This window comes from Brassicibacter mesophilus (assembly GCF_050433385.1).
Taxonomy (GTDB): Bacteria; Bacillota; Clostridia; order Tissierellales; family Proteiniboraceae; genus Brassicibacter; species Brassicibacter mesophilus.
In genome coordinates, this window is record NZ_JBNPXI010000001.1 from 124,875 (window position 1) to 142,608 (window position 17,734).

Sequence of the window (17,734 nt, forward strand, 5' to 3'; positions counted from 1 at the left end):
TATTCCCACCCTTTCTTTAATTAACAGTAATTAAATCTTTTATGCCTTCATACTTTTTACTTCCTATACCTGAAACTTTCATTATATCTTCTATGTCTGCAAATTTATTATTTTTTCTATATTCAATGATTCTATCTGCTAAAACTTCCCCTACACCAGGTAGAGTTATAAGAATTTCCTTTGGAGCATCATTTATATTAATTTTATCAGATTTCTCATTTATATTGTTGCTGTCATTAAATGTAACTATGTTCTGAATATCCTGTTCTACTACTTCACCAATCTTTGGTATATAAATTTTTTCTTCATCTGATACTTTTCTTGCTAAATTAATTCTATCATTATCACTCTCAGATGTTAAGCCACCTGCTTTATTTACAGCGTCTATCACTCTATCACCTTCAAATAGCTCAACTAGTCCAGGATTTTTCACTTGACCGCTTATATGTATCATTATCATTTTTTTATCTTCTGCCTCATCATTAAAGTCTTCAAAATCTTGGTCAATTGTCTCCTCTTCATCTAAGTCAATATTAGTTTCATCTGCTTGGATTAATTGTAAATCTCTCTTTTCATAAAAATTATATCCTATAGCTAGAACTATTAGTATAACAAATATTAGTATAACTATTTGTTCACTTTTTGTAAAGTGACGCAACTTTATCACCCCTTAGCACATTTTTATTCTTACCAACTTATTCTATCTAATACATGATTATCCTTCTTTAATAAATGTATTTATGTTAAATAAATGATACTACTTTTATTCTTTGAATTAAATTATTATAATTATTAAAAATTCGCCATTTTTTCTTAAAAAGTTACAATAATTTTGGTATACTATATAAGTAAATATAAGCGGAGGTGGTAATTTGAAAAAAAATGCAATAGTATTCTCTCTACTAATTTTCATAATTAGTATATCGACTATTTCATATGCTGACACTCCTGAGATTTCCGCTGATTCAGCAATTCTGATTGATGCAAAAACAGGTGTAGTCTTATTTGAAAAGAATGCTAACCAAAAAATGTTCCCAGCTAGTACTACTAAAATATTAACTGCTATTATAGCAATTGAAAATGGAAATTTGGATCAAAAAGTAATTGTTGATGATAAAACACCTTATGGAATTGATGGTAGTCATATAGCACTTGAACCAGGTGAAATTCTAACTATGGATCAATTAATCCATGCACTCCTTATAGAGTCCGCCAACGATGCTGCAATAGTTATTGCAAAACACATATCTGGTTCTGTTGAAGAATTTGCAAAGCTCATGAATAATAAAGCTAAAGAAATTGGTGCTAAAAATTCTAATTTTGTTAATCCAAATGGATTGCCAAATGAAAATCATACAACCACCGCTTATGATTTAGCTGCTATTGCTCGATATGCAATGAAAAATCCAAAATTTAGAGAAATCGTTTCCTCATATACATATACGATTCCACCTACAAATATAAAAACTGAATCAAGACCCTTAAAATCTGCAAACAGATTATTATATAGCAGTGAAACAATTAATGTCAATGGTGAAAACGTCAAAATAAAATATGAGGGAGCAAATGGAATTAAAACAGGATACACTGTTGCTGCACAGCAATGCCTGGTTTCATCAGCAACTCGCAATGGCCAAAGCTATATTAGTGTAGTACTCCATGCTGTTGGGACTAATGTTTATATTGATACTCACAAGCTTCTAAATTACGGCTTTGATAATTTTACAAATATGAATATAGCGTTTGGAAATGAGTTTATAAGAAATGTAGTTGTAGAAAACGGTGATATTCCAATTGCTACAGGAATAGTTGGACAAAACTTGTATGCCATAGTCCCTAAAGGAAGAGAAAATGATATCAAGAAAAAAATTATTCTACCTGACAAGATAAAGGCTCCAGTTACAAAAGGCCAAGTACTAGGAAAAATTGAATATACGCTAGATAATAAAGCAATAGGAACTGCTAACATAGTATCTGCAATGGAAGTCAATCAAAGAGCAGTATATGATGTTGTAAATCCTAAAAGCAGTAACTCTTTATTTAAAAAATGGTGGTTCTGGATTATAGTAATACTTATCAGCTGGCGTATTTATATTGAATTTAAAAGACGTAAACGCAGAAATAAAAGAAGACAAAAATATCTATATAGTAAATAACAAGGTGGCCACTGCCACCTTGTTATTATTTTCAGTTATTCATTTTCTAATTTAATTTGTTCTAGATAATTATATATTGTGTATCTAGATACACATAATCTCTCAGCTACATAATCAACAGAACCTTTAACAAGAAATACACCTTTATCATTAAGAATTTTGACTATATTAACTTTATCTTCTTTATTTAGATAGCTTATTGGTGCACCAGTTTGCTCTAACGTTCTATTAACTATATCAACAAGTATATCATCTATATTATCCTTACTACTATTGTCTTTATATTTCTCAACTGTCAAAAAGCTTTCTAAAACATTGCTTGCTAGCATTAAATCAGATATATCAAAATTAATGCAAAAACAACCGATAGCTTTCTCGTTTTCATCTTTTATGAAGTATAGTGAAGACTTTATGATACGACCATCTTTAGTGATAGAGCTATGATTTATTACTCTGTTATACTCATCTATACAAGCAAGAGAAGATAACTCATGCTGAGACATACTATCACCTATCTTTCTGTCAGTTATATGTCCATTTGCTATATAAATGATTGAGTTTTTACCATTGGTCATATCAAACAAAACTGTCTCACAGTTCTTTCCAAAGGTTTCTGAAATTAACTCTGCTAAAGTCATTATATCAACAAATAAGGGGTGCATTTTACTATGCATTTAGCTACCTCCTCTTTGATAAATATTCTATAAGATTACATTCTTTGAGTTTAATTAATCTATAAAATATTCTCTATACTAATATCTACACCATCAACCCATAGTCTCTCTAAGTTATAAAAATCTCTATCTTCTTTATAAAATACATGTACTATTATATCACCATAATCCAATAAAACCCATTTACCAGTGTTATATCCATCTTTATGAAAAAGTTCATACCCACTATTCTTCATTTTTTCTTCTATATCATCGCATACTGACATTACCTGTCTTTGTGAATTGCCACTTGCAATAACAAAATAATCTGCTATACTTGTGAGATGTGATATTTTTAATACTTTTATATCAAATGCTTTTTTATCTTCTGCGGATTTAACTATGATAGAAATTCTATTATCTAAATCTGTCACTATTGTACCTCCTGAAATATAATTTACACTTTTATTATTGATTTTCATTATTTTTAACAACATTATGTTCTATAAACATATTATCAACTAATTGTTGAGACTGTTCACTATCAGGTATGAAGTACCAAAGGCCATTTATCTGCTTTGCTTGTCCTGGTAAAGTTGCCATCTCAATATTTTCTGTATCAAACTTTGCTGCCTTTAATGCATACTTACTAACTATGCTCTTAGGGATATTTGTATCAACATTTTCAAAGTAGGTATTTATTAGCTTAGGTATCTTAAGTATATTAGATGGTTTCATCGTCTGTTTAATAGCACTCTTAACAAATTGCTGCTGTGCATTTATCCTACCCAAATCTTGATCGGCATATCCTTTTCTGTATCTTAAAAATTGAAGTGATTGTTCACCTGTTAATACTTGTTGGCCTTTTTTAAGATTTATATATAGTGGAGGATCTGCCGTAGGGTCACTATACACCATGTTCATAGGTACATCTACTTCTACTCCACCAATAATGTCTACAAACTCCTCAACAATTTTGTAGTCGACTCTAACATAATATTCTAGATCTATGCCTAACAAATCTCTCACTGTTTTTACAGCTAGCTCAGGTCCACCATAAGCATGAGCATGGTTTATTTTTTCTTTATTCTTTCTACCTCTGATGTTAGCTCTTGTATCTCTAGGAATTGAAAGTACTGATAATTTTCCTGTAGTATCATCATATCTACATAACATCATTGTATCTGTTCTTTGATGTTCGTTCGTTGATAAGTCCTTTGTATCTATCCCCATTAACAAAAATGTTATCTCTTTATCATCGCTTTCATTCTTTTTTGAATCTCCACTTAAGTCACTAGATACAAAATCGCTACCATTACTCTTAAGCGCAAAAAAAAGAATTCCACTAAAAAAAACAGAAAAACACAAAAAAGCTATAATAAATGTTTTGAAAAATCTCTTCAAGTTTATTCACTCCATATTCTATTTTATCGTTGAAACCAAATAATTTCTTGCATTAATTGTATCATAATGTATAATCCAGCCTTTATCGATAATATATTTAATTGTATTATCCATAGTTTTCAATAATGCAGCATCTAAATCCTTTAAAGCTAGGTTTCTTATATCCTCTACACCAGGAAATGCTCTATTAGGCTCTGTATAGTCAGCAATATATATTATTTTTTCTAGTATCGTCATATTTGGTCTTCCTGTTGTGTGGTATTTTATCGAGTTAAGTATATCTTCATCTTCAATTCCAAAAATTCTTTTTGCAATCTCAGAACCTAATGGTCCATGTAATAAGCTAGTATTTTTTTCAAACACACTATTTAAAATTATATCAAATTCAAAACTCATTTTCAATAAATGTGCTTCATCCCTCAATTTGCCACAATCATGCAAAAGTCCAGCGATGGAAGCTTTCTTGTGATCATAGTTAAATATTGCAGCTAGCTTTTCTGCCGTCTCTCTGACTCTTATAGAATGAAGGTATCTACTTTCCCCGATATTTTCTATAAGGTAATCCTTAATTTTTTTTTCGTCTATCATTTTAGTCCTCCATTTTACCAGCAATTCTCATTATCTTTTTCTCTATATAAATTATGTTTATTTATATAATGTTCTACTGATTCTGGCAATAGGTATTTTACAGTCATCCCTTGATTTATTCTGTTTCTTATATCTGTAGAAGATATCTGTAATGCAGGCACTGATAGCGAATATATGCTCTTATTATATCTGGCCTCAAGTTCTCTAACCTTAGCTTCTATTTTAGCTATATCAAAACCTGGTCTAGTAGCTGCAATAAATTTACACAAATTTAAAAGCTTGTCTACTTGTTTCCAAGTTGATAATTCTATTATAGAATCAGCACCAGTAATAAAATAAAGGTCTACGTCCTTATCACATTTTTCCCTTAATGTAGTTATTGTATCTATCGTATATGTTATTCCTTCTCTCGCTAGCTCTATTGATGAAACATCAAAGTACGGATTATCAATTGTAGCTAACAATGTCATTTGGTATCTATGATTTCCAGCTGTAATGTTTTTATAGTCCTTATGTGGAGGATTGCCAGCTGGAATAAAAATAATTTTATCTAGGTCAAATCTGCATCTTACTTCCTCAGCTATTACCAAGTGTCCTATATGGATAGGATTAAACGTTCCACCCATTATGCCAATTTTTTGAACATCTTTAGCCATCTAAATACCTCCGCCAATTTTTTATCATATCTTATTATATATTATTTTAATGATAACTTAAATATGGAAATTAGAAATTAAGATGATTTTAAGAAATCCCTTGTATTTTTAGAACAAGGGATTTCTATGCTAGATATTATTTATATAGCTTTTTATATTCTCTATTTCATACTTATCTTCTGATAATATCATATCTATTGCCTCATTTTCAAAGTTTTTAAAATACACTGCTAATCTCCCATCTTCATCATCTTCGTACTTTATACATCTAAAACCATTTTGGTACAATTCTTTTACTCTTTCAAGATTATCATCAGTCAATTTTTTCACTCTCCACCATCCATTTTCTAAAATCATCAAATTGCATTTGAGCAATTTTCTATAGTAAAATAAAAAAGATTGGCATTAACCAATCTCTTTTATTTTTACCATTTATACTCATTTTAATTACAAAATGAATAATAAAGTCTTTATTAAGATTTAAATTTTAATTTTTGTATTTTAATGTTATGGTAGCTGTATTGTTTTATTATCTTTTGACTCTCTATACAAAACAAACTTATTGCCAATACTCTGAACAAACTCTGCATCAATCTTTGATGCTATATCATTTGCGACTTCCTTAGGCTCCAATAAGCTGTTATTTAACACATTTACCTTTACAATCTCTCTCGCTTCAAGTGCTTCATCCATTTGTTTAATGAAGTTCTCTGTTATACCATTTTTTCCTATTTGGAATATAGGCTCTATCCCATTGGCAATTGATTTTAAATAGCTTCTCTGTTTACCGTTTAACAATAAATACACTCCTTTAACCTTTAAACTTCAACTTCTTTTTTAGACTTTCTTCTGTGAACCTCATAATTTCTGCTTCCTTTTTTCCATCCAGTTCTAGATTTTTCATTAGGTTGATAATTGTTATTAATCACAAAATCTCCTTTTGCCAAACAGTAATAAGTAGCTTGGTTTTCTTTGCAATTACCACAATTTATACAGTTCATTTTCTTACCTTGACCTCCATTTAATCAAAAAATTCAAATTCATAACCACAAATACTCACAATATCTTCATTCTGTATACCTAATTTCTTTAATTCATCAACTATTCCCCTCTTTCTAATAACGCTTTGGAAATGTCTTAATGACTCCATGTCGTCAAAATTAGTGGAGTTAAGTAACTTTTCTATCGGATAGCCTTCTACAATATAGGCTCCATCCTCTTTTTTAACAATAACCTCATTATTTTTATTGTTTAATTCATACAATTTCTCTTTATCAATTACCTCAACTATAGGCTCAGCATCTCCTACTTCTTCTAGTTTATTCCATATAGCATACTCAAGTGATTTTATTCCTTCACCAGTCGCAGCAGAAATTGGATATATATCGTATCCAAGCCTTTTTATTTCCTCAGATAACCTATTAAACCCTTCTTTGGATTCAGGTATATCCATTTTATTAGCAACCACTATTTGAGGTTTTTCAGCCAATTTAACGCTATATTTCTTTAATTCATCATTAATTTTCATAAAATCATCAACTGGATCTCGCCCTTCTTGAGCTGAAACATCTACCACATGTACTAATATTCTATTCCTCTCGATATGTCTAAGAAAATCGTGCCCTAAGCCTACGCCTATATGAGCACCTTCGATTAGACCAGGTATATCAGCCATAACAAAGCTTTTTCCTTTTTCTAATTCAACTACACCAAGATTAGGAGTGATAGTTGTAAAATGATAGTTTGCTATCTTAGGCTTTGCATCAGTCATTATAGATAATAGTGTTGATTTACCCACGTTTGGAAACCCTATCAATCCAACATCTGCTAGGAGTTTAAGTTCAAGTATAATCCATCTTTCTTCACCTTTCCCTCCACCTTGAGCAAATCTTGGAGCCTGCCTTGTAGATGTAGTAAATTTCGCGTTTCCTTTTCCTCCGCGTCCGCCTTTTGCAATAACAATAGACTGATTATCTTCAGTTAAATCAGCTATAATAGCACCTGTCTCCTCATCTTTTACTATAGTTCCAACTGGAACCTTAAGTATCAGGTCAGACGCTTTTTTTCCATACTGCATTTTATTTCTTCCATCTTCACCACTTTGAGCCTTATAATGGCTTTTATATCTAAAATCCATCAATGTCCTTATATTTTTATCAACCTGCAATATGACACTGCCGCCATCTCCACCATCTCCTCCTGCAGGTCCTCCTGCAGGCTCATATTTTTCTCTTCTGAAGGCCACAGCTCCATGTCCTCCATTGCCACCTTTCACGAAAACCTTTGCTACATCTATAAACATTTCAACCATCCTATCGTATTATTAATAATTTCATTATACCAATTCTTTTATGCCTGTCAACTACTATTATTATGCCAAATTAAAATCATATATATTATATTTTAAGCATTATTTAATAATGAAAAATAAATAGTATCATTTGGTATTATATTTTCCATCTGCTTATATTTAAATATCAGTTTAGTCTCATTATCAGTAATTATAGTATCATTATGTATCCTCTGGATGTTAACCTTCAATGCGTACTCTATGTCCCCTTTAAAAATAAGTTCTAATCTATCATTGTATTCAGATATATCTATAAATATTTTACCATCATGAGGCTGATTAAGCATATTATTCACAAATAAGTCAATTATCTCTGTTAATTCTTCTACTATCTGTACTTCATTATGTATGCACCTATACTCATACTCTATATAGTTTGTAACATTGCAGATAATTTCGACTCCTTGATTGTCTGCTTCCTTTATCTTTTTCTCTAAAAGAAGTGAGATAGACAGGACAGAGATATTGTATATTTTACTTATGCTTGTTGTCATATTTGTTATTTTCTTAATCTGTTCAATAGCCTTATCAGCTTTTTTGAGCTGTAAATAGCCATATATTATCTGAAAAATATTCATATAATCATGTCTCTGCTCTCTTGATAAGCATTTTAAGTCTCTTATAAAGTTACCCTTCATTTTTTCAATATTATTACAGCTTTTATTCGCCTGACAAATTGGAGTCTTAATCCACAATAATAATGATATAATGCTTAATAAAGCTGATATTGCAGTCATCATAAAATAAGATAATTCAAAATAAATGCTATTAATTATTAATTTCACAATACATAAAAGCAAGATAACTAACTGAGCAATTCCAGGTATAATACCTTTCTTGAGTTTAATCTGGTTAATCAATCTATTAATATGAGTCACCCCCTAAAAAAAGTCACCTCTCCCCTATAGTCATTTTATCACATTTATTGATTTAGTAAACAAATAAAAAAACCTACCAAACTTGGTAGGTTAATTCCTAAGCATCAGCTAGTGCTTCTTTAGGATAAATACTAACTTGCTTTTTGTCTTTACCTTTTCTTTCGAACTTTACTACTCCGTCAACCTTAGCAAATAAAGTATCATCTCCACCTCTGCCTACATTTAGACCTGGATGGATTTTTGTACCTCTTTGCCTAACTAATATATTTCCAGCTAAAACAAATTGTCCATCAGCTCTTTTTACACCAAGTCTTTTTGATTCACTATCACGACCATTTTTAGAGCTACCTACTCCTTTTTTATGTGCAAAAAGCTGCAAATTAATTCTTATCATTTTCATCACACCTCCCCGTATTCGAGAGTTATATATTCTGGATAAATCTCTTGTAAACCTTTTAGTCCTACTATCATCGTCTGTAGTACAATATCAGCCTTTTCCCTTTGGCCATTTGATAAACCATCTGGTAAACATACATCTAAGTATCCTTGCTCATCTTCTACTGTATAGTCAATAAGCTCTTCATCAATACCACAGACTTCATTCAATGCATTTAGTGCAGTTTGGGTTAAAATCGACACCGCTGCACACAAAATATCTTTTCCAGCAGAATCATATCCTGTATGTCCATCTACAACATATTTAACAATACTGCCGTCTTTGTTTTTGAAAATATTAATTTTAGTCATAAAAAACACTATCCATTAATTTTTTCGATTTTAACTTTTGTGTATGGTTGTCTATGTCCTTGCTTTCTTCTGTAATCTTTCTTAGCTTTGAATTTAAAAACAATGATTTTTTTAGCCTTTCCCTGTTCCAAAATACTAGCATTTACTGTAGCACCTTCAACATAAGGCTTTCCAACCTTTACTTCACTTTCATCTGAAAGTAAAAGAACTCTTTCAAAGCTTACAGCATCACCTTGGTTACCATCAACCTTCTCAATGAAAATAGTATCTCCTTCTTGAACTCTATACTGCTTTCCACCTGTCTCAATTACTGCGTACATTATCAATACACCTCCTCTAACCAGTCTCGCCAATGTGAGGTACCGAAGTTTTAAAACCTACATTGTGCGGCTCACTTACAGAATAAGATTTTATCAGATAAATCAGTAAATGTCAACTTATATACGTGTACAATTTTACTTTTTGAGTAATTGTTCTATGTATTCAATTTTACCCATACCTTTAACTTTCACTTCATTAGAATGAACTGTTTCACATCCCTGAAGAAAAACTCTTATTCCATATTCTTTTTCAAATAACTTTAAATATTCATTCTGATTATCATGAACATAGTCTACAATCGATGGATTAACTTCCATTATAACTGCTTCAGAATTTGTATGCAGCTTTATTCTTTTGAGTTCTTTTTCAATTATTTCTAGTACAGTGCTTTCAGAAAGAATCTTCCCCGTCCCTTTGCAATAAGGGCATTCTTTTAGCAACTTAGAAGTAAGTCTACTCCTAGCCTTTTTTCTAGTCATCTCTACAAGCCCTAGCTGTGTCATACCAAGAACAGTTGATTTAATTCTATCTTTCTTTAATTCATTCTCTAAACATTTTAGCACTTCGTTATCATGACTTTCGTTGTTCATATCAATAAAATCAATAATTATTATGCCACCAATGTTTCTTAGTCTTAGTTGTTTAGCTATCTCTTTAGTAGCCTCAATATTAGTCTTAAGGACTGTATCCTCCAAATTAATAGTACCTACATATTTGCCTGTATTGACATCAATCGAAGTTAAAGCTTCAGTCTCATCAATAATTATATATCCTCCACTTTTTAACCATACTTTTCGCTCAAGTGCTTTGTTGATCATAGTTTCTATACCAAAGTGTCCAAAAATACTATGACTATAATCGAAATATTCAACACGTGATTTAAGCTGTGGTGATACTAATTCAACTAACTCAATTATGCTCTTATATTCTTCTCTACTATTCACAATCAGTTTTTGTATATTTTTAGTAAATAAATCCCTTACTGTTCTGTGGATTAAATTTAAATCCCTATATATTACTCTAGGTGCAAATCCTAGATTCCTCTCACCATCAATTTTATGAAGTATTTTTAATAAAAACTTTACATCATCTTTAAAATCCTCTAGCTCTATTCCTTCGCATGCAGTTCTAAGTATAATCCCCATGTTTTCAGGTTTTATAGTTTCTGCCATATGCCTGAGTCTATCTCTTTCTTCCTCTTCAGTAATACGTCTAGATACTCCTATATAGTCAGTATATGGCATAAGCACAATGTGTCTTCCTGGAATTGTAATATGTGTAGTTACTCGCGCACCTTTTGTACCGAAAGGTTCCTTTATTACTTGTGCTATTATTTCTTGCCCAACCTTAACAACATCTTTTATAGATATATCTTTTAGATTTATATTCTTATTAGATAATAGTTCCTTAGGTATAGCGTCTTTTACATAGAGAAATGCATTTTTTTCAAGACCTATATCAACAAAAGCTGCTTGCATTCCTGGTAGGACATTTACTACTCTCCCTTTATAAATATTACCAACTATTCTTTTGCTATCATCTCTCTCAATATATAACTCTACTAGTTCATCATTCTCTACTATAGCAACTCTATTCTCATTTAACCCGACATCAATAATAATTTGATTCATAAAATCTCTCCCTGAACTAATTTTATGCTTATATAGGAGTTGTTATTTGATCATTTCTTTCAACATATAGCTCTAATCTATGGATATTAACATCCTCTTTTACTGCCTTAATATCAGTGTATTTTAATAGTGCTTCAACAAGTAATTCAGGTTTTAAGTTTCCTATACTTCCTGTCATTAAGGTAGTTTTTAGAACTATTCTTTTATCATCTTGCATAAGAACAAACAAATCCTTTATCTTATCTTTTATATCTTCTTGCTTTGTTACAATCTTTTTACCTTTTCTTTTTTCTTTAGTCATTATTATCTCGTTCATGTTAAGTAACCTACTTATTTCTAGCTCAACATTTTCCTTGCTAATATGTTCGATTAAAGACATCTCAATTACATAACTTGACCATCTTATCAATGACATTATTGAACCTTTATCCTTTATATATTCTGCCTTTAGTATTCTAATACCTTCTGGTAAAACATTATTTATTTTTTCTATAAACTCTTGTGGAGCAACATGGCTATCAAGCTCGATATCCATATATTCACCATCACTCGATACTCCTAAAGTAAGCGCAGTTGCAAATGATAATTTTGGATGTGGATTAAAACCCTCACTATACTTTACTGGGATACCAGCTCGTCTAAGTGCACGCTGAAACAGTCTCATTAAATCTAAATGAGATATATATATTAAATCACTTGTTTTCGTAAATTTCGCTCTTATTGTCATCATTAGCATACACCACCTGTAAAACATGTATTTATTCCGCATGCGGTACAACCCAATCTACAATCTTTTGTAAGTTCACCCTTTTTTGCCTTTTCATTCTCTTTTATTAGATAATCTTTAGAAACTCCAGCATCAATAAAGTCCCAAGGCAGTATCTCATCATAGTTTCTTTCTCTTGTAGCATAGAAATCAGGATCAATACCACAGTCTTCAAATGCAGACATCCATTTACTAAAATCAAATAAATCTGCCCATCCATCAAATTTACAACCCTTTTCCCAGGCTTTTATAAGTACTTTAGAAAGTTTTCTATCTCCTCTTGCCAAAACTGCTTCTAGATAACTTAATCTAGAATCATGATGGTTATAGGTAATTTTATTGTCTTTTATTTTACTCTTTAACAAGTTAATCTTTTCGTTGAATACCTGTATAGTATCTTGAGGATGCCATTGGAATGGTGTAAACGGTTTGGGCACAAAACATGCTGTACTAACAGTCACTTTTAAATTGCCTTTTCTTTCTTCACGAGGAAGTTTAAAAAACTCATCTTTTACTTTATAAGCGAGATCTTTAATCCCCAGAATATCGTCTGAATTTTCCGTAGGTAATCCGAGCATGAAATATAATTTAACCGTAGACCATCCTGAGCCAAATGCATCTCTCACAGAATTAATTAGATTTTCTTCTGTTATACCCTTATTTATTACGTCTCTTAACCTTTGACTTCCTGCCTCTGGTGCAAATGTAAGTCCAGTTTTTCTAACCTTCTGAATTTCTTCTATTACATCTAGAGAAAAAGAATCTAATCTCAGTGATGGTAATGAAAGACCGATCTTTTTATCTTTAAATTCAGTTATTAACCTATTAACTAATTCCACAATACTAGAATAATCACTAGTGCTTAATGATGATAAGGAAATCTCTTCATGTCCTGTAGCTTCTACAAGTCTTTTAGCTAGTTCAACTAAGCTATCTACACTTCTTTCACGGATCGGTCTATATATCATTCCAGCTTGACAGAATCTGCACCCTCTCGTACATCCTCTAAATATCTCAAGCATTATTCTGTCATGTACTGTTTCAATAAAAGGAACAATTATTTTTTCTGGAAAGAACGTCTCATCTAGATTTCTAATTATTCTTTTCCTTATTCTAGTAGAAACATTCTCACTTTCAGCAAAAAAGTCCCTAATCGTTCCATCTTCATTGTATAAGACATTATAAAGTTGTGGTACATATACTCCTTCAATAGAACTAATCATACATAAAAAGTCTTTTCTACTCTTATCTTCTTTTTTCCATTGTTTATACATATTAAGTATCTCTAATGTAACTTCTTCGCCTTCACCTATCACAAAAATATCTATAATGTCTGCCAGAGGTTCCGGGTTAAATGCACAAGGTCCACCTGCTATAACGAATGGTTCCTTATCTTTTCTATCTTTAGATAGTAAGGATATTCCTCCTAAATCAAGCATATTAAGAATGTTTGTATAACTCATTTCATATTGCAATGTAAATCCTACAAAATCAAATTCATTTATTGGATCTTTACTTTCAAGTCCATATAGAAGTACATCATTATTTCTCATTTGTTCCTCCATATCTACCCATGGAGAAAATACTCTTTCACAATATATATCCTTTTCATTATTTAAAAGATTATATAATATGTGCAGCCCAAGGTGAGACATTCCTACATCATATACATCTGGGAAAGCAAATGCAAATCTAACAGTGTCATTTGTAACTTCTTTCTTTATGCTATTATGTTCATTTCCTATATATCTAGCAGGTTTTTCTACTCTCCTAAGTATTTTTTCTAATTGTTTATCATCTATCACTTATATCATCCTTTACTTCTGTATTATATACTTTTTTAAGACATTATCTTTCATTCCTACCTATTATTCTACCACTTTTTAGCGCCAATTAACAGATTTTCTAAGGTCACGTCTATTCCATGACTTAATATTCCATTTATTAATTCATATTCCATTATTTCCCCTATGCAGTTTCCATTCTCATCTATTACTATAATTACATGAAACTTATTTGGTAATAAATAATCAAAGATTTCTTTTCCTGTTACATTCTTTAAGCACACAAGCAAATGTGTTTTCATTATTTTTCTTTTACTAAGGCTTCTTTTTTTAAGTGTAATATTTCTTATGAAAACAAAAGCTGCCATCTTTCTTTCATTTCTGGCAGCCATTATTGTAAACATAGCCAAAGCAACTATATATAAGTTATTATAGTCATAAAAAGCTGTAATTAGTCCAACTATTATTATTATCGATGAAATAACATAAGTAATTCGAGTCATTATTATTGTAGCTTTCTTAAATCCTAAAAAATATGATACTATAGCTCTTAATATTTTTCCCCCATCTAAAGGAAATATAGGTAAAATATTAAGTAAAAACATTAAGAGATTTATTTTAAATAACAAATCAATCAAATAAACTTCTGAAAAGTTTTTCATCAAAAAAGAAAAAGAGAGAAATAATATAAGGTTTAATAGAGGACCAGCTAAACATATATATATTTCTTCTTTCGGATCAGGACCAATTATTCCTTCTAGCTTTGCTACTCCTCCAAAAGGAAACAACTCTATTTCCCTTGCTTTAATCCCATATACTGAAGCTACTAACAAATGTCCAAATTCATGAAGCAGTACAATAAGTATGATAATTAACCCTTCAAGAAAATAACCATCAAGAAAAGCTAAAACTAATAATGCTATCATACAATAATTGATTTTTATTGCTAGATAATATGGCTTGGTTATATACATTTTGGGCACCCTGTCATATTGGTAAACAATATTTGTGAATAAATGCTTTTGAACTTATTTCATTTTTAAATACTGAAATAATTTCATTAGGAATTTTAACCTTTTCTTTTACGAATTTTAAAACCTTTATAGAATCTTCTTTAATGTCAGTTGAATAATCTAGAGTATCCTGAACTATACGTATGGCATTATTAGAGAATTTAACATCAATTTTCTTTAATACTAGAATTACTAATACGATTAAGATGCATATAAATATTTTATTTAACTGTTTTCTATAAAATGAGCTTTCTTTATTCTTATAATTGTATCCAGTTTTTACTCTAAGGTTTCTAACCAACTTGTTGAATCCTGATTTTACATTCACATTATCACCTACTTTTAATGTTATCAATCTATATATTATTATTTTAAAGTAGGTGTTTTTATTACATAAATAAAACCTAAAATCTCATTTTCAAAACTGAGATATTAGGTTAATATTGATCAGTCTTCTTCTGACATTCTTTTTACTACCTCTCTCCAGCCTATGTCTCCTCTTTCAAGTGATTTAATCATTAACTCAGCAGTTGCTAAATTAGTTGCAATAGGTATAGAATGTACATCACTTAGCCTCATAAGAGCCAATATATCCGGTTCATGCGGTTGAGCTGTCAGTGGATCTCTCATAAAAATAACTAAATCCATTTCATTGCTAGCAATTTTGGCACCGATTTGCTGATCTCCTCCTAAGGGGCCTGACATAAACCTATGGATATTTAGTCCAGTTGCTTCTGATATTAATTTACCAGTGGTTCCGGTCGCAAATAATGTATGCTGCTCTAAAATATGCTTATATGCTAAGGAAAAGTTAATTATAAGCCTTTTCTTTTTATCATGTGCTATTAGTGCAATATTCATATTCAGCCTCCTAGTATATTGTTAATATACTTATTATACTATACATTTTATAAAAAAACTTTAATAATACACAAACCATATTTTATAGCTAATTTACCCTGTGTCAGTGACACAAGGTAAAAGTATTGTGCTAAAAAGCCTATTTTATTGAATCCTCTTTCATTTTTAGTATAGGAATATTTGCAATTAGAGCTGGTATTGGAGTATTATCGCTTTCTCTTCTTGTCCTTGTTAGCTTTATGTCTAACCCTTCTTCATCAATAATCATATAGTCGGATATAACTCTGATTATATCTCCTTTGAGCATCTCTAAAAAGTGAGGAGAAACATTAGCTCTATCGTGAATTAGAACTAGCTTAAGTCTTTCTTTCGCAACATTCTTGCTGTTATTTTCATTCTTGCTAAATATTTTCAAAAAGTCCAAATCAACCCCTCCTTTTCAGTTACTTTCCAAAAAATAATTTCTTTAGCCTACCAAACATACTTTCATCAACATCTAGATTAAGTAAAGGAACTTCCTCTCCAGTTATACGTCTCACAATATTTCTATAAGCTTGACCTGCCATTGCTTTATCATCTGTAACTACAGGATCTCCTTTATTAGTAGATATTACAATTGACTCATCATCTGGCACAACTCCTAATAAATCTATTGCTAATATATCTATCATATCATCAATATTCATCATGTCGCCTCTTTTAACCATATCTTGTCTGATTCTATTGATGATAAGCTTTGGATTATGTAGCCCTTTTGCTTCTAACAACCCTATTATTCTATCAGCATCTCTAACTGCAGAAATCTCAGGTGTTGTAACAACAACTGCTTTATCTGCCCCCGCAATAGCATTTTGGAACCCTTGCTCTATTCCTGCAGGACAATCAATAATAACATAATCAAAGCTTTCCCTTAATTCATTACACAACTCTACCATTTGAGATGGAGCTACGGCAGTTTTATCCTTTGTCTGAGCTGCTGGTAAAAGGTAAAGTCCATCGTATCTTTTATCTCTGATAAGTCCTTGTTTAAGTCTACACACCTTTTCTACTACATCTACTATATCGTAAACTATTCTATTCTCAAGACCCATAACTACATCAAGGTTTCTTAATCCGATATCGGCATCAACAACTGCAACTTTTTTGCCTAGCATAACTAGACCAGTACCGATATTAGCAGTGGTTGTAGTTTTCCCTACTCCACCTTTTCCTGAAGTAACCACTATTACTTCTCCCATATTCATTCAGCCTCCCATACTTAATTATTTTTTTGGTAAATAGGGTTCAATTAGAACAGCATTTTCTTCAATTTTAGCTATTTCTGGCCATCTAGAAGCTTGTATTTCGTAATCAGGTCTTCTTGCAATTACATCAGCTATTCTTAGTTGAGTTGGCTGTAAAAGAAAAGCAGCAACAATTGCTTGTCTATTTCCATCGCTACCAGCATGTGCAACTCCTCTTAAAGCTCCAAGTACTATGATATTTCCCTTTGCAGTCACTATTCCACCAGGGTTTATATCTCCTATTATTACTACGTTGCCATCGTACTCTATTGCTTGTCCTGATCTGATGGTAGTGTTTATAAATTTAGTTTGTCCCTCCTGTATGCCATCAAAAAAGGTATTATTGATTGAGCTGATATCATCAGAGAGTCTAGACTGCTTATCTTCTTTTACTTCATCAATAAATAACCCATATTTATTTTTAATAATTCCTTTAATTTCTTCTGTCTCTTCTGTTGATAATTTTTTCCCTTTTATATTTATTACTTTTGCCCCTCTAAAAAATGTTCCTGCTTTTTTTAGCTTGTGCTCAAGCTGTTCTTTTATTATTTGGAAATTTCCTTCCTTGATATATATGTATATACCTTCCTGATTACCTTTAAACGTCACTAAGTTCTGACTCATTTGTCACCCTCCAAAGAAA

Annotated in this window: 24 protein-coding genes; 1 reads left to right on the top strand and 23 read right to left on the bottom strand. The window is 31.1% G+C overall.

What is annotated here, in order from left to right; genetic code table 11:
• Positions 1 to 16 precede the first annotated feature (16 nt).
• Entirely contained in the window at positions 17 to 658 is a 642-nt protein-coding gene (locus HNR33_RS00670; RefSeq protein ID WP_429079143.1) for a helix-hairpin-helix domain-containing protein, read from the bottom strand.
• A 214-nt stretch (positions 659 to 872) separates the two neighbouring features.
• On the opposite strand from HNR33_RS00670, the gene HNR33_RS00675 reads away from it, so the two are divergent.
• Positions 873 to 2,156, top strand: a complete 1,284-nt coding sequence (locus tag HNR33_RS00675) for a D-alanyl-D-alanine carboxypeptidase family protein (protein WP_429079144.1) — start codon at positions 873 to 875, stop codon at positions 2,154 to 2,156.
• A gap of 35 nt (positions 2,157 to 2,191) precedes the next feature.
• Here HNR33_RS00675 and HNR33_RS00680 read toward each other — a convergent pair whose 3' ends face one another.
• The 22 genes from HNR33_RS00680 to minC all read right to left on the bottom strand — a co-directional run bounded on the left by HNR33_RS00680 (position 2,192) and on the right by minC (position 17,715).
• On the bottom strand, positions 2,192 to 2,830 hold the full coding sequence (locus tag HNR33_RS00680; RefSeq protein WP_429079145.1) for a helix-turn-helix transcriptional regulator: 639 nt from the start codon (positions 2,828 to 2,830) through the stop codon (positions 2,192 to 2,194).
• A gap of 59 nt (positions 2,831 to 2,889) precedes the next feature.
• Positions 2,890 to 3,243, bottom strand: coding sequence for a ribosome silencing factor (rsfS, locus tag HNR33_RS00685; protein ID WP_429079146.1), 354 nt, complete (start codon positions 3,241 to 3,243; stop codon positions 2,890 to 2,892).
• A gap of 34 nt (positions 3,244 to 3,277) precedes the next feature.
• Entirely contained in the window at positions 3,278 to 4,213 is a 936-nt protein-coding gene (locus HNR33_RS00690; RefSeq protein WP_429079147.1) for an LCP family protein, read from the bottom strand.
• Positions 4,214 to 4,231: 18 nt separating this feature from the next.
• Positions 4,232 to 4,801, bottom strand: a complete 570-nt coding sequence (yqeK, locus tag HNR33_RS00695; protein ID WP_429079148.1) for a bis(5'-nucleosyl)-tetraphosphatase (symmetrical) YqeK — start codon at positions 4,799 to 4,801, stop codon at positions 4,232 to 4,234.
• Positions 4,802 to 4,815: 14 nt separating this feature from the next.
• Positions 4,816 to 5,457, bottom strand: coding sequence for a nicotinate-nucleotide adenylyltransferase (gene nadD / locus HNR33_RS00700; protein WP_429079149.1), 642 nt, complete (start codon positions 5,455 to 5,457; stop codon positions 4,816 to 4,818).
• 129 nt (positions 5,458 to 5,586) lie between these two features.
• Positions 5,587 to 5,787, bottom strand: coding sequence for a hypothetical protein (locus tag HNR33_RS00705; protein ID WP_429079150.1), 201 nt, complete (start codon positions 5,785 to 5,787; stop codon positions 5,587 to 5,589).
• 177 nt (positions 5,788 to 5,964) lie between these two features.
• Entirely contained in the window at positions 5,965 to 6,264 is a 300-nt protein-coding gene (yhbY, locus tag HNR33_RS00710) for a ribosome assembly RNA-binding protein YhbY (RefSeq protein WP_429079151.1), read from the bottom strand.
• 11 nt (positions 6,265 to 6,275) lie between these two features.
• Complete coding sequence (locus HNR33_RS00715; protein ID WP_429079152.1) at positions 6,276 to 6,458, bottom strand: hypothetical protein; 183 nt, start codon at positions 6,456 to 6,458, stop codon at positions 6,276 to 6,278.
• 20 nt (positions 6,459 to 6,478) lie between these two features.
• Positions 6,479 to 7,759, bottom strand: a complete 1,281-nt coding sequence (gene obgE / locus HNR33_RS00720) for a GTPase ObgE (protein ID WP_429079153.1) — start codon at positions 7,757 to 7,759, stop codon at positions 6,479 to 6,481.
• A gap of 101 nt (positions 7,760 to 7,860) precedes the next feature.
• Complete coding sequence (locus HNR33_RS00725; protein ID WP_429079154.1) at positions 7,861 to 8,592, bottom strand: Spo0B domain-containing protein; 732 nt, start codon at positions 8,590 to 8,592, stop codon at positions 7,861 to 7,863.
• 190 nt (positions 8,593 to 8,782) lie between these two features.
• A complete protein-coding gene (gene rpmA / locus HNR33_RS00730; RefSeq protein WP_429079155.1) occupies positions 8,783 to 9,079 on the bottom strand; it encodes a 50S ribosomal protein L27 in 297 nt (98 codons plus the stop codon).
• Between the two features lie 5 nt (positions 9,080 to 9,084).
• Positions 9,085 to 9,432 (bottom strand): ribosomal-processing cysteine protease Prp, encoded by a 348-nt coding sequence (locus HNR33_RS00735; protein ID WP_429079156.1) that lies wholly within the window; start codon positions 9,430 to 9,432, stop codon positions 9,085 to 9,087.
• Positions 9,433 to 9,440: 8 nt separating this feature from the next.
• Entirely contained in the window at positions 9,441 to 9,752 is a 312-nt protein-coding gene (gene rplU, locus HNR33_RS00740) for a 50S ribosomal protein L21 (protein ID WP_429079157.1), read from the bottom strand.
• Between the two features lie 135 nt (positions 9,753 to 9,887).
• Complete coding sequence (locus HNR33_RS00745; RefSeq protein ID WP_429079158.1) at positions 9,888 to 11,384, bottom strand: Rne/Rng family ribonuclease; 1,497 nt, start codon at positions 11,382 to 11,384, stop codon at positions 9,888 to 9,890.
• Positions 11,385 to 11,412: 28 nt separating this feature from the next.
• Positions 11,413 to 12,114 (bottom strand): TIGR03936 family radical SAM-associated protein, encoded by a 702-nt coding sequence (locus tag HNR33_RS00750; RefSeq protein ID WP_429079159.1) that lies wholly within the window; start codon positions 12,112 to 12,114, stop codon positions 11,413 to 11,415.
• Positions 12,114 to 13,955: a TIGR03960 family B12-binding radical SAM protein gene (locus HNR33_RS00755; RefSeq protein ID WP_429079160.1), complete on the bottom strand. Its 1,842-nt coding sequence runs from the start codon at positions 13,953 to 13,955 to the stop codon at positions 12,114 to 12,116. Before HNR33_RS00755 ends, HNR33_RS00750 begins: the two co-directional genes overlap by 1 nt.
• Before the next feature lie 68 nt (positions 13,956 to 14,023).
• Positions 14,024 to 14,908: a M50 family metallopeptidase gene (locus HNR33_RS00760; protein ID WP_429079161.1), complete on the bottom strand. Its 885-nt coding sequence runs from the start codon at positions 14,906 to 14,908 to the stop codon at positions 14,024 to 14,026.
• Between the two features lie 13 nt (positions 14,909 to 14,921).
• Positions 14,922 to 15,275, bottom strand: a complete 354-nt coding sequence (locus HNR33_RS00765; RefSeq protein ID WP_429079162.1) for a hypothetical protein — start codon at positions 15,273 to 15,275, stop codon at positions 14,922 to 14,924.
• Between the two features lie 119 nt (positions 15,276 to 15,394).
• Entirely contained in the window at positions 15,395 to 15,808 is a 414-nt protein-coding gene (gene mgsA, locus HNR33_RS00770; RefSeq protein ID WP_429079163.1) for a methylglyoxal synthase, read from the bottom strand.
• A gap of 139 nt (positions 15,809 to 15,947) precedes the next feature.
• Positions 15,948 to 16,232, bottom strand: a complete 285-nt coding sequence (gene minE / locus HNR33_RS00775) for a cell division topological specificity factor MinE (RefSeq protein WP_429079164.1) — start codon at positions 16,230 to 16,232, stop codon at positions 15,948 to 15,950.
• A gap of 19 nt (positions 16,233 to 16,251) precedes the next feature.
• Entirely contained in the window at positions 16,252 to 17,046 is a 795-nt protein-coding gene (gene minD, locus HNR33_RS00780) for a septum site-determining protein MinD (protein WP_429079165.1), read from the bottom strand.
• Positions 17,047 to 17,070: 24 nt separating this feature from the next.
• Entirely contained in the window at positions 17,071 to 17,715 is a 645-nt protein-coding gene (gene minC / locus HNR33_RS00785) for a septum site-determining protein MinC (RefSeq protein ID WP_429079166.1), read from the bottom strand.
• Positions 17,716 to 17,734 lie beyond the last annotated feature (19 nt).